This is a genomic window from Kitasatospora sp. NPDC091257, from assembly GCF_044757675.1.
GTDB classification, from domain to species: domain Bacteria; phylum Actinomycetota; class Actinomycetes; order Streptomycetales; family Streptomycetaceae; genus Kitasatospora; species Kitasatospora lactacystinica.
Map to the genome: position 1 here is coordinate 1 of NZ_JBIVVI010000107.1, position 12718 is coordinate 12718.

Genomic DNA, 12718 nt, shown 5'->3' on the forward strand with positions numbered 1-12718 from the left:
GTACTTCTCGGTGTACGGGGAGCCGCAGATCCCCAAGCCGGGCAGCCACTCCTGGATGGTCCCGTGGCTGTCCCTGCAGGCCCGGCTCGGCCGTCCCATGCGCCTGAACGGGGGCGGCGTCCAGGTGCGCGACCTGGTCCACGTCGAGGACGTGGCCGAGGCGACGGCGCTGGCGCTCGTGGAGGAGGGGATGGCGGGCCGGACGGTGAACGTGGGGACGGGCCGCCCGACGTCCGTCCGGGAGGTCGCGGACCTGCTCACCCCCTACTTCCCGGGGGCGCGCCGGATCGTCACCCCGCGTCCCGAGGGCGATCCGCTCGGGGGCTACGCCTCCACCGAGCGGTGCCGGGAGCTGCTGCGCTGGCGGGCCCGGATCGACGTGGCGCAGGGCGTGGACCGGTACGTGCGGTGGCTGGAGTCGACACCCGAGGCGGTGCCGCGCTGGCTGGTGGAGGAGAACGCGTGACAGTCTGTGGCCCCGTGGACGTCCGCCGTGGGGCGGGCCGCGAAGGAGGCGGTGCGGGCATGGGTTACGTCGGGTCGTACACCTGGTCACTGCGTCAGAAGGTGGGCGGCAGAAAGCTGTTGATGCCGGGCGCCCAGGTCCTGCTGCTCGACGCGGCCGGCCGGGGGCTGTTCCAGCAGCGGGTCGACAACGGCGTGTGGGAGCTGCCGGCGGGCGCCTGCGAGGAGGACGGGGGCTTCGCCGACGCGGCCGTCCGGGAGGTGGCGGAGGAGACCGGGCTGCGGGTGGAGAAGGAGGACCTGGTCGCGTTCGGGTCGCTGTCCGATCCGGCCGTGCACACCCTGACCTATCCGAACGGGGACGTCACCCACTGCTTCGCGCTGTGCTTCGTGGCCCGGCGCTGGTCGGGGGAGCTCGCCCCCGGGGCGGACGAGGTGCGCCGGGCGGAGTTCCGGCGCCTCGACGATCCGCCGGGGCCGCTGCACCCGCCCACGGCGGTGGTGCTGTCGATGTACCGGGCGTTCGTGGCCGAGGGGAGGTTCCAGGCCGGATGAGCGAAGAGCACCGGATGAGCGAAGAGCATCCGATCCGCGCCGCGGTGCCGTGCCGGGCGTGCCTGTCGGGGGAGGACCTGGACTGGCTGGGGGCGGGCCGCTCGGTCAGCCTCGCCCTCGACCTGCCGACCACGGTCGAGGTGGTGCCGGGGGCGACGGCCGGCGCGGAGACGGCCGGCGACTGGCCGGCCGAGGTGTGGACCTTCCTGCGCGCCCGGCTCCCCGGGCTGGCCCCCGCCCCGCCGCCGGTGCGCGTCCGCAGCGAGGCGCCCCCCGCGAGCGGGCTGTCCTCGTCCACGGCGCTGATCGTGGCGCTGTTCCGGGCCTTCGCCGAGGCCGGGGCGCCGGCCGGCGAGCGGGTGCCGGAGCGCTCGATCGTCCAGTGGGCGTACGAGTTCGAGTTCGCCCGGTTCAACGGCGGCGGCATGGACCACCTCGCCGTGGCCGAGGGCGGCGCGCTGCTGATCGACGGCCGGGAGCACGGGCTGCCGGTCGTCAGGGAGCGGCTGGAGTTCCCGGACGACTGGCGGGTGGTCGTGGTGGATTCGGGCACCCGGAAGAACACCGGCGACCACATCCGTACGGTGCGGGCGCAGCTCGCGGCCGGCGATCCCGCGCTCGCGGCGTACCGGTCCGAGGCCGACCGGGCCTCGGCCGCCGCGTGGGCGGCGCTGCGCGGGCGCGACCACGAGGCGCTGGGGGAGGCGATGGCCCGGGCGCACGCGGCGATGCGCGACTTCCAGGGCATGTCGACCCCGCTCCTGGAGGAGCTGCGGACGGTGGCGCTGCGCGCCGTCGGCCTGCCGCTGAAGCTCAGCGGGGCCGGGGGCGGCGGCTCGCTGGTCGGGGTGTGCCGCGCGGGCGACGCGCCCGCGGTGGTGGCGGGCCTGGCCGGCGCGCTGCGCGGCCGGTACCCCGGGGCGCGGGTGATCCCCGCCCGGGCGGCGGCGGGGAGCCGCGGTGCCCGGGCGGGGGATCGGGTCGGCGTCAGCGCGGTGTGACGGTCACCGCGACGGTCACAGGAACGGGTCGTAGTCCTCCTGGAGGGGGACTGCGCCCGTTCCCTCCGCGATCTGCTCCAGTTCCAGGTTGGAGCGGTGCCGCGCGCAGTGGAAGCGGCAGTCCCGGCTCGGGTCGATGATGCCGCGGTCGGAGCCCTGCCAGATGTCGGCCAGGCTGTCGGTGACGGCGTCGCCGATCCTGGCCATCGGGTTGCCGCGGTGGTAGGCGCAGACGTACACGCCGGAGGGGGTGATCAGGGTGCGCAGTTCGGCGACCCGGCAGCGGTGGTACTCCTTGGGCTGGACGGGTCCGGTGTGGCGGCGCAGGGAGGTGAGCGTGGAGGAGTTGACGAGCTGGAAGGTGTCGCTCTCCAGCCGGGCCGCCTCGGCGAGCTGGCGGTCGACCGCGTCGAGGATGTCCTGGGACACCTGGATGACGTGGTGCTCCTCGTCGAACATCGCCTTGGTCTCGAAGTAGTCGCAGCCGATGTCGTGGGCGAGTTCGGCGGCGCGCAGCACCTCGGTGTGGTTGCTGACGGTCCGGCCGTCCGGCTCCCGGCGGGTCATGACGAGGAAGGAGTAGCCGAGGGCGCCGCTCTTCGCCTCGGCGAGCAGCCGCATGTTCGCGACGACCTTGTCGAAGACGCTGCGGCCCTTGCGGTCGGGGCGGAAGAGCCCGTACGTCCCGGCGGTGCCCGCGTCCATCGAGACGCGGACCCAGGTGGCGTAGCGGGCGAGTTCGGTGAGGTTCTTGTCGATCATGGTGCCGTTGGTGACGACCCCGACGGCCAGGCCCGCCTCACCGAGGATGCGCAGGACCTTGCGGGTGCCCCGGTGGGCGAGCGGCTCGCCGCCCCCGATCAGCACCACGCCCCGGACGGACAGGGCGACCAGCTCCTCGGCGAGCGCCGCCAGCCGTTCGGGGGTGAAGCGGCCCTGGTTGAGGAGCTTTCCGCTGATGCACTCGGGGCAGGCCAGGTCGCAGAAGGTCGTCGGATCGAGGTCCACGACGAGTGGCGCCCCGGAGGCGGCTCCCGAGGCGGCCTCCAGGACACGGGGCCAGCCGGACGGCTGGTACAGCTTGGACACGAGATCGAGGCGGTCGTGCGTCACGGAATCCTCCTGTGGACGTGAACGGGGTGCCGCCGGGAGAGCGGGGCCTGCTGTGCTCGCGGTCAGCCCTTGACCGCGCCGGCCGCGAGGCCGGAGGCGATCCTGCGCTGGACGACGAGGAAGAAGACCACGACGGGCAGGGCGGTCAGCGTGGCACCCGCCATGAGACCGCCGTAGTCGGTCCCGAAGCTGGTCTGGAAGGAGACCAGCCAGATGCTGACGGTCTGCTTCTTCGGACTCGACAGCAGGACGTAGACGAGGACGTACTCGTTCCACGCCTGGACGAGGGCGAAGACGGAGGTGGCGACGATGCCGGGGGCGAGCAGTGGCAGCACCACCCGGCGGAAGGCGCCGAGGCGGCCGCAGCCGTCGACCATGGCCGCCTCCTCCAGTTCCACCGGGACGCCGGCGATGAAACCGCGCAGCATCCACACCGTGAAGGGCAGCGTGAACACCAGGTAGGTGAGGATCACGCCGGTGAGGCTGTCGGTCATCCCGACGTCGTTCAGCAGCAGGTACACGGGGATGATCAGGGCCGTCAGCGGGACCATCTGGACGATCAGGATCACCACGACGAAGGCCCTGCGGCCGGCGAAGCGGAACCGGGCGAGGGCGAAGGCGGCGAGGGCGCCGACGACCAGCGACACCAGGACGGTGCCGAGGCCGATGACCACGCTGGAGCGGACGTTGGCCCAGAAGGTCTCGGTGCCCAGCGCCCGGGCGAAGTTGTCGAGCGTGAACCGGCCCGGCCAGAACTCCGGCGGCAGGCGCAGGATCTCGGAGGCCGGCCGGAACGCCGTGAGCACCATCCAGTAGACGGGGAAGCCGATCACCGCGGCGACGAGCAGCCCGAGGAGGTCGCGGCCCGGCGACCGCCGCCGCCTCATTCGACCTCTCCCGTCCGGAACATCTGACGCAGGTACACGACCGAACCGGCGAGCAGCAGCACGACGGTCACCAGCGCGATCGCGGCCCCGGTGCTGTACCGGTTGACGGCGAAGGACTCGATGAAGGAGTAGACGCCCAACAGGTAGTACTCCCGCTCGGGCTGGCCGCCGCGCATCAGCCAGATCTGGTTGAAGACGCCGAAGTCCCAGATGGCCGACAGCGTGGTGACCATGACGAGGACCGGTCTGATCACCGGCAGGGTCACGTGCCGGAAGACCTGGAACGGCCGGGCCCCGTCGAGCACCGCGGACTCCTCCAACTCGGGCGGGACCTGGGCCAGCGCGGCCCGCAGGGTGATCGCGGCGAACGGCAGCGAGCCCCACACCACGACGGCGACGATGACGGAGAACCCCTGCCAGGGGTCGGTGAACCAGTTGTGGCGGGCCAGGTCGACCCCGGGCAGGTTCGAGAGCAGCCAGTTCACCACGCCGTAGTCGGCGTCGAAGAGCCAGCGGAAGATCGACGCGGCGACCATGACGGGCATCGCCCACACGGTCACCAGCACCCCGGCGATGACGGCGCGCACCCACGGGGAGACCCGGTGCATCAGCTGGGCCGTGAACAGCCCGCAGAGCACGGTGAGGACGACGCACACCGCGGTGAAGAGCACCGTACGGGCCACCACCGTCCAGAAGAACCCGTCGCCGAGGATCCGGCGGAACTGGTCCAGCCCGGCCCACGGCGGCGACGTGCCGCTGAACAGCTGCTCGCGGGTCATGTCCTGGAAGGAGAGGACGACCATGTCCACGAGCGGGTAGCCGAGCACCAGGACGAGCGCGAGGACGGTCGGGCCGATCAGGAGGTACGGCAGCAGCGGACGCCGCCGCCGGCCCCGGTCAGCGCTCATTGACCACTTCGTCGATCCGCTGGTCCGCCTCCCGTGCGGCGTCCTGCACCGACGCCTTGCCGTTGGCGATCCGTTCGAGCATCTCGGGCAGGACGTTGGACTTCTCCACCGACGTCCAGCCCGGCGCGAACGGGGTCATCCAGCCCCCGGTGGCCGCGGCCTGGGCGGCCGGGCCGTTGATGCCGCCGCCGGCGACCTCGGCCAGCTGGACGGTGTTGTTGGGCAGGGTGTTCGCGGCGATCAGCGTCTTCTGCGACTCCCGGTCGGTGAACAGCTTGATCCAGTCGGCGGCCAGGTCCTTGCGTGTCGACTTGGCCGGCACGGCCAGGGTGGAGCCGCCGAGGAACGGCGGCAGGAGCTTCCCGGACGGGCCGGGGAAGGGGAAGGTGGCGAACTTGTCCTTCAGCTTCGGATCCCCGCCGGAGCGTTCGTCGGCGGCGGCGTCGGCCTCCCAGGTGTTGCCGTAGAAGACGCCCACGTGGCCCTGGCCGACGACGGCCGGCTGGTCGCCGTTGTCCTTGGCGCGGTCGCCCACGTAGTAGGCGTCGATCAGCCGCTTCCACTCGGTGAGCCCGGCGACGGACTTCGGCGAGGACAGCGAGGCCTTCCAGCGGTCGCCGTCCTTCACCGCGATCTCGCCGCCCGCGTCCTTCACGAAGGCCATCGCCGCGTACCAGTAGCGGCCGGGCATGTAGAAGGCGGAGAAGTTCGGGTCCTGGGCGCCGACGGTGCTCTTCAGCCTGTCGAACGCGGACAGGAGTTCGGGGTACGTCCTCGGGGCGCCCGGCACACCCGCCCGGGCGAAGTAGTCGGTGCGGTAGACACCGACCCGGGCCCCGACGTAGTAGGGCACGCAGTACGTCCTGCCGTTGGTGCGGCAGGCGTCGGCGAGCGCCGGCAGCCAGGCGTCCGACTGGTCGAAGCGGGCCGGTTCGAGGGGGGCGAAGGCACCGTTGACGATGTAGTTGGTGGTCTCGCTGTTGCCCATCTCCACCACGTCGGGCACGTTCTTCCCGGCGAGGACGGCGTCCAGTTTCTGGTTCTTCGTCGTCCACTGCTGGTACTGGACGTCGACCTGGATCCCGGGGTGGTCCTTGGCGAAACGGTCGTTGGTGGACTGGACCAATTGTGGCCAACTCTCCTGGGCGTCCACGGCCAGCCACACCGTCAGCTTGCCGCCGGATCCGGAGCCGCCGCCCGATCCGGAACCGCACCCGGCCACGGCCAGGGACAGGAGCAATGTGAGAACCAAGGGGCGACAGGGCACGCGAATGGCCATGGGGTCTCCAAGTTCGCTATGGGGGCAGTCTTCTGACTACCCGTCCGATCACCCCGCGGCGCGGAGGCACGGACATTCGGCCGGAAGATGACGTTCGGTGTCCCGTGGCGGGCGCAACGCCTTGACTCCTCCCGGGTGGCCCCCGCAGGTTGGGCCTCTGCGTCACCCACGCGACCCCCATCGAAGGGCTTGTACGTGACCGAGCAGACGACGACCGCGCCCGATGCGACCCCCGACACCACCGAACGGCCGGTGCGGGTCAACGCCTGGAACGGCTGGGACCCCCTGCGTCATGTGATCGTCGGGCGCGCCGAGGGCACCGTGGTCCAGGCCCCCGAGCACGCGGTCCGCCGGGACTACCCCGACGACGGCTTCCCCCTGGGAACCCACGGCCCGATGCCCGCCGACATGGTCGCCGAGGCCGAGCAGCAGCTCGACGACTTCGCCGAACTGCTGCGCCGCCGCGGCATCCGCGTCGACCGCCCCACCCCCGTCGACTTCACCCAGCAGGTCGGCACCCCCGACTGGACCCAGGACTCCATGTTCGGCTGCATGCCGCCCCGGGACCTGCTGCTGACCGTCGGCAACGAGGTCCTGGAAGCGACCATGTCCTACCGCAGCCGCTGGCACGAGTACCTGTGCTACCGGCCCGTGCTGCAGGGCCTGTTCGAGGCCGACGAGCGCATGCGCTGGGAGGCCGCCCCGAAACCCCGGCTCACCGACGCCTCGTACCACACCGAGTTCTGGGACACCTACAACGACCTGTCCACCGAGGAACAGCTGGCCCGGGTCCGCGACTACGACCTGGTGCTGACCGAGGCCGAGCCGCTGTTCGACGCCGCCGACGTCGCCCGCTTCGGCAAGGACCTGTTCGTCCAACTGTCCTTCGTCACCAACCGCAGCGGCTACCAGTGGCTCAAGCGCCACTTCCCCGACCACCGGGTGCACGCCGTGACCTCCACCAACACCCACCCGCTGCACATCGACGCCACCTGGGTGCCGCTGCGCCCCGGCCTGGTGCTGCACTGCGGCGAGCGGCTCGCGGACGCCGAGTTGATGGAGTTCTTCCGGCTCAACGACTGGGAGATCGTCGAGGCGGTGCAGCCCGCGAGCTGGGACCACCCGCCGAAGCTGTCGTTCTGCAGCCCGTGGCTCGCCGGGAACATGCTGAACCTCGACGAGAACACCCTGTGCATCGAGGAGAACGAGGTCCGGCTGGCGGAGCAACTCTCCTCGTACGGCTTCGAGATCGTCCCGGTGCCGTTCCGGGCGGTCGGGCCGTTCGGCGGCGGGCTGCACTGCGCGACCGTCGACATCGAGCGGGACGGCGAACTCCAGGACTACTTCCCGCGCCGGTACGGCCGGTACTGAGGCCGGGCGGGTGCCGAACGTGTTGCCGCCGCAGGTCCGTGCCGTCGTCTTCGACTTCTACGGGACGCTGGTGCGGATGGTCGAGCCGCTGCCGCCCGACCACCGCGGAATCTTCGAACGCCGGGGCCTCGCCGCCCAGGGCGCCCGCTGGGGCGACCAGTGGGCGGTGGGCCCCCGCGAGGGCGAGCAGCACGTGGCCCACTCGGTCGGTGAAACCGCCTACCACCGCTGGGAGTTGGACCGGCTGCTGCGCAGGGCTCGGGCCTGCGGGGTGCCGGAGCGCGAACTCGACGACCTGGTCGAGGAGATCGACCGGGCCATGAAGGCCGTCACGCTGGAGCTCTTCGAGGACGCCCGCCCCGTCCTCGGGGAGCTCCGCGACCGGGGCCTGCTGGTGGGCATCTGCTCCAACTGGTTCTGGAACCTGGAGGACTGCGTCGAGGAGGTCGGCCTCGGCGCGGTGGTCGACGTGGTCGTCGGCTCCGCCCGGGCGGGGGCGCGCAAGCCGCACCCGCTGATCTACCGGGCCCTGCTGGAGCGGTGCGGGCTGCGGGCCGGGGAGGTGCTGTTCGTCGGGGACATGTGGGCGCCCGACGTCCTCGGACCGCTCGCCGCCGGGATGCGGCCCGTCCACCTGTGCCGGCCGGACCCGGCGGTGCGCGGAGCCGAACCGCCCCTGCCGGCCGGGGCGGCCCGGATCCGCGGACTGCGGGACCTGCTCAGGGGCGCGCCGCGCGGTGCCGCAGCCGGTCCAGGAGGTTGCGGGTGACCCGCACGACGCCGGCGTCCTGCTCCCTCCCGCAGACCACCGGCCAGTCGGTGGTGCCCGCGGTGAACACGGTGCCGCCGGCGGTGTGCACGCCCATGGTCGCGGCCCGGGGGCTGGTGAGGCCCGGCTCCCGGACCGGGCCGTTCCAGTGGCCCCACGTGAAGTGGTGGAAGTCCTCGTGGACCGGATCGAGGACGTGGATCCCGAGGATGAGGAAGGAGGCGGGAGTGCCGTCCTCGCCGGTCGCCCGGGCCACGCCCCGGGCGTCCCGGGCGTAGGCGGCGCCGTCGCACTCGTACCCGATCAGCGCGGTGCCCGCGCCGAGCCGGTCGGGCACGCCGCCGTCGGACCCGTCGCGCAGCCCGGTGCCGGCGAACAGCCAGTGGTCGGCGTGCTGGACGGTGTACCCCTCGCGCGGACGGTCCCCGGGCCATTCGGTGCTCGGCCACATCCCGCCGTTGCGGAAACTCACCCCGGTGAGGGAGTTCTCGGGGCGGCCCGCGCCGTCGGGCGGCGCCGGCCACCACTGGTCGGTCGCCGGCAGGTGCGGATACTCGTCCCCCACGTGGTGGTCGGTGTCGGAGACGAAGGCGGTGTTCCCGTCGGTCGGATGAATGCGCCACCAGCATGTGTTGGCACTGAGGAAGGCGATGTTCCCGCCGTCGTGGACGAATCGCTCGGCGTGGGCGCGCATCGCCTCGCTCCAGTATTCGTCATGGCCGACGCTCAGCAGCAGATCGTACGAGGAGAGAAGTTCCTGGTCCTCGTGGAGGTCGAGATCCGTACAGAATTCGACCGGGTAGTCGTTGCGCTCCAGCCAGGCGATGAACGGGGCGTCCCAGTAGGCGAGGTCGATGACTCCGCCGGGCCGGTGCAGGCTCACCTTGTGCCCGCGGGGAGCGGCGTCCGCCAGGTACACGGGGTGGTCGTAGAGGCTGACGGCGCGTTCCTCGTCCGGCCGGTCGGAGCGGTTGTAGGCGTGCCGGGTGAAGGTCGACTTCTTGTAGAGGATGCGGGACCGGCTGCCGGCCCGCCGGGGCCGCACCACGAAGAACTCGCGGGCGGGGCCCTCGACGCTGCCCGCGTCCAGCGGCGGCAGGCCCTCGCCGCCCTCCTCGACGAACTGGACCAGGTGCATCCCCGGAGTCCAGTGGGCGGGCACCGGCGGGGCGAGTGGCCGAGGCCGTCGATGAAGGACTTGTCGATCTTGAGCAGGGAGATCGGGAACTCGCGCAGGTAGGACAGCGAGGAGTAGCCGGTGCCGAAGTCGTCGATGGCGATGCCGACGCCGAGGCCGGACAGGGTGGCCATGTCGGCGTGGATGCGGTCGTCGCGGCGCATCAGCACGGACTCGGTCAGCTCCAGGACCAGGGTGTGCGGGTCGATGCCGGTGGTGGCCAGGGCCCGGCGGACCACGTCCACGAACCCGGCGTCGCGGAACTGCCGGGCCGAGACGTTGACGTTGACCCGCAGCGGCGGCCGGCCGGCGGCGGAGCGGACCGCCGAACTGGCGGCGTGCCAGGCCGCGACCTCCTGGGCGGCGCGCTCCAGCACCCAGGCGCCGAGCGGGACGATCTGGCCGCTCTCCTCGGCCAGGGCGATGAACTCGTCGGGCAGCACCATGCCGCGGCGGTCGTGCGGCCAGCGGACCAGCGCCTCGAAGGCGACCAGGTCCCCCGAGCGCAGGTCGACGATCGGCTGGTAGTACAGCTGGAAGGCCGATTCCGCGATCGCCGAGTCGAGGTGCTCGTTCAGCTCGTGCCGCTCCACCATCCCGGTCTGCAGGGCCGGCCGGTAGTGGCGCCACTGACGGCGGCCGGCCGCCTTGGCGGAGTAGAGCGCGAGGTCGGCGTGGGTGAGCAGCTCGGTCGCGTCCACGCTGTCCTCGGTGGTCGCCACGCCGATGCTGGCCGTCACCCGCACCGCGCCCGACTTGAGCCTGAACGGCTCGGCGAACACCGCCAGCACCCCGGACGCGATGGTGTCCACGTCGGCCGGCCGCCGCGCGTCCTCCACCAGCACCGCGAACTCGTCGCCGCCGAGGCGGGCGGCGGTGTCCGAGGCGCGCAGCGCGGTGGAGATCCGCAGCGAGACCGCGACCAGCAGTTCGTCGCCGATCGCGTGGCCCTGGGTGTCGTTGACCACCTTGAAGTCGTCCAGGTCGATGAACAGCACCCCCGTGACGGCTCCGCTGCGCTCGCCCCGGGAGAGGGCGTGGCCGACCCGGTCCAGGAACAGCACCCGGTTGGCCAGGCCGGTCAGCGAGTCGTGGAAGGCCCGGTGGGTCAGCTCGCGCTCCATCTGCCGCTGCTCGGTCACGTCGCGCAGGGTGAGCACCAGGGCGCCCACGGTCGGGTCCGCGCGCAGGTCGTTGAAGCGGACCTCGGCCTCGATCGGGGTGCGGTCCTGGCGCAGCAGCCGCCAGTGCTCGCGCGGCTGCTCCGCCCGGGGCTGGTCGGCCGTCCCGCGCATCCGGGCCAGCGCCTTGCCGACCTCCCGGCTGTCCTCGGGCGGGACCAGGTCGGTCAGCAGGGTGCCGGCCAGGTTCGGGTGGCCGAGCACCGTCTCGGCGGACGGGGAGGCGTAGCGCACGCCGTCGTCGGCGTCGAGGATCAGGATGACGTCGCTGGCGTTCTGCACCAGGGTGCGGAAGTACAGCTCGCTGTTGCGGCGGATGACCTCCCGGCTCAGCACCAACCGCTCGACCGCGAGGGCCGCCTGCGCGGCGAGGATCTCCAGCGAGCTCCAGAGGCTGGTCAGCTCCTGCTCGGTGCCGGTGACGATGAGCGCGCCGATCAGCGGATCGCCGGAGGGGCGCTCGGCGAGGGTGAGCGGGCAGACCAGGGCGTACGGCATGCGGCCGCCGAGGCGGGTGCGCCGGTCGCCGCCGGGCTTCGCGGCGGGCTTGGCGCCGGGCTTGGCGGAGAGCTTCGCGGCGGCGGACCGCGCGGGGCCGGGCTTGGACGGGCCGGGTTTGGACGGGCCGGGTTTGGACACGCCGGGTTTGGACGCGCCGGGCTTCGTCGAGGTGGGCGGGGCGGCGTCCAGGCCCAGGGCGGCCACGGGCAGCAGCAGGGTCTCCCGGGCGGCGGCGAGTTCCAGCACCTGCTCGGACGGCGCGGCGTCCTGCGGCGCCTGCCGGGCGGAGCCGCTCCCGGCGTGCCGCACGTGCAGCACGCCCTCCTCGGTCACCGCGAGCAGGGCGACGTGTCCGGCCTCGGCCGGCATCAGCGTCGACGCGGCGGACTGGACGGCGTCCGCGACCTCCTCCACCGTGACGGCCGCGGTCAGCCGGGCGCCCGCCTCGCGCAGCGTCCGCTCGCGGGCGACGGCCTGCCGGCGGTCGGAGACGACCACCGCCAGCCGGGCCAGCACCAGCAGGTAGAGCAGCGCGGAGAACGCGCCGATCACGCCCGCGTTGCCGGTGTTGCCGGCCAGCGCCTCGATGATCAGGATCGCCGGGGCGATCAGCGAGGCGAGGGTGAGCAGCACCAGCCGGGCGGTGCTCAGGTCCGGCTGCTGGGTGGGCACCGGCCGGGTCAGCTCGACCATCGACGGGTGCAGCGCCGCCGCGCCCCAGGCGGTGTAGAAGGCGGCCCAGCCGAGTTCGACGGGCGTGCCGATGTGCCAGGTGCCGTGCAGCTGGATCAGCCCGTACAGCACGTCGGAGACCAGGAGGCCGAGCGAGCCGACGGCGAGCAGCTGCAGCGAGCGGGAGTTGCCCCCGCGCGGGGTCAGCAGGCGCAGCAGCAGGGCGAGCACGACCACGTCGCCGAGCGGGTAGGCGATCGAGACGGCCTTCTGGAACCAGTCGAGGTCCGGGTTCCGGGCGTACGGGAGGATCAGGTAGATCCAGGCGAGCAGGGCCAGTCCGATGGTGGGGATGAGGGCGTCGAGCAGCCCGGCGCGGTCCTGACGGGCCGTGCGCCAGCGGATGAAGCCCAGCACGCCGACGGCGTACAGCACGTACTCGGCGAGGTAGAAGCCGTCCGCGACGGACGGGAACGGGTTGGGCAGGTGCAGGATGTCCAGCTGGACGGCCTGGATCACCTCGCCCACGGTGAAGCTGAGGTTGGCGAGTGCCAGCACGTACCAGAAGCGCGCGTGCGCGGGCCGGTTGAGACGGACGCCGACCACGATCGCGGCGACGCCACCGAGGCCGATGCCCGTCCACCAGATGATCCGCTGGCTCGGATTCGCGTAGTAGATGCCGGTGAACAGCACCATCCAGAGCAGGTAACAGACCATCAGGCGTTGGCACCGGCGAGTCAACGAGGCTACCTCCTCCGCGACACCACCCCGCCGGTCGGGCGGGGGAGTTCGGGCGAGGACTGGGCGGGCGAGGCGTACGGGCCGGCCCGGGGCGGGAC

General features: G+C 72.5%; 10 protein-coding genes and 1 pseudogene. 5 read left to right on the top strand and 6 right to left on the bottom strand.

The genetic code is table 11. From position 1 onward, the window contains the following. From ACIQOV_RS07615 to ACIQOV_RS07625, 3 genes are all read left to right on the top strand, one after another. Window positions 1-466, top strand: a 466-nt coding sequence (locus ACIQOV_RS07615) for an NAD-dependent epimerase/dehydratase family protein (protein WP_401046041.1), incomplete at its 5' end; no start/stop codon positions are given. Between the two features lie 59 nt (window positions 467-525). Further along, window positions 526-1020 (top strand): NUDIX domain-containing protein, encoded by a 495-nt coding sequence (locus tag ACIQOV_RS07620; protein WP_359904633.1) that lies wholly within the window; start codon window positions 526-528, stop codon window positions 1018-1020. Window positions 1021-1034: 14 nt separating this feature from the next. Further along, entirely contained in the window at window positions 1035-2021 is a 987-nt protein-coding gene (locus ACIQOV_RS07625; protein WP_401046045.1) for a galactokinase, read from the top strand. Between the two features lie 15 nt (window positions 2022-2036). Here the strand turns inward: ACIQOV_RS07625 and ACIQOV_RS07630 are convergent, their stop codons facing one another. From ACIQOV_RS07630 to ACIQOV_RS07645, 4 genes are all read right to left on the bottom strand, one after another. Then, a complete protein-coding gene (locus ACIQOV_RS07630; protein WP_359904638.1) occupies window positions 2037-3134 on the bottom strand; it encodes a radical SAM protein in 1098 nt (365 codons plus the stop codon). Window positions 3135-3196: 62 nt separating this feature from the next. Next, window positions 3197-4021 (bottom strand): carbohydrate ABC transporter permease, encoded by an 825-nt coding sequence (locus ACIQOV_RS07635; protein WP_380540786.1) that lies wholly within the window; start codon window positions 4019-4021, stop codon window positions 3197-3199. Next, complete coding sequence (locus tag ACIQOV_RS07640) at window positions 4018-4929, bottom strand: sugar ABC transporter permease (protein WP_359904643.1); 912 nt, start codon at window positions 4927-4929, stop codon at window positions 4018-4020. Before ACIQOV_RS07640 ends, ACIQOV_RS07635 begins: the two co-directional genes overlap by 4 nt. After that, entirely contained in the window at window positions 4919-6169 is a 1251-nt protein-coding gene (locus ACIQOV_RS07645) for an extracellular solute-binding protein (RefSeq protein ID WP_401046050.1), read from the bottom strand. The genes ACIQOV_RS07640 and ACIQOV_RS07645 overlap by 11 nt, the downstream gene beginning before the upstream one ends. A 234-nt stretch (window positions 6170-6403) precedes the next feature. On the opposite strand from ACIQOV_RS07645, the gene ACIQOV_RS07650 reads away from it, so the two are divergent. Together ACIQOV_RS07650 and ACIQOV_RS07655 are read left to right on the top strand one after the other, a co-directional pair. Continuing rightward, a complete protein-coding gene (locus tag ACIQOV_RS07650; RefSeq protein ID WP_380540777.1) occupies window positions 6404-7579 on the top strand; it encodes a serine/threonine protein kinase in 1176 nt (391 codons plus the stop codon). Between the two features lie 10 nt (window positions 7580-7589). Next, the gene (locus ACIQOV_RS07655; protein WP_401046052.1) at window positions 7590-8348 is read left to right on the top strand and encodes an HAD family hydrolase; all 759 of its coding nucleotides are present in this window, start codon (window positions 7590-7592) and stop codon (window positions 8346-8348) included. On the opposite strand, the gene ACIQOV_RS07660 is transcribed toward ACIQOV_RS07655, so the two are convergent. Together ACIQOV_RS07660 and ACIQOV_RS07665 are read right to left on the bottom strand one after the other, a co-directional pair. Further along, entirely contained in the window at window positions 8299-9486 is a 1188-nt protein-coding gene (locus ACIQOV_RS07660; protein WP_401046055.1) for a N,N-dimethylformamidase beta subunit family domain-containing protein, read from the bottom strand. The genes ACIQOV_RS07655 and ACIQOV_RS07660 overlap by 50 nt on opposite strands. Before the next feature lie 41 nt (window positions 9487-9527). After that, a pseudogene (locus ACIQOV_RS07665) lies at window positions 9528-12596 on the bottom strand (EAL domain-containing protein); the annotation flags it as partial. Window positions 12597-12718 lie beyond the last annotated feature (122 nt).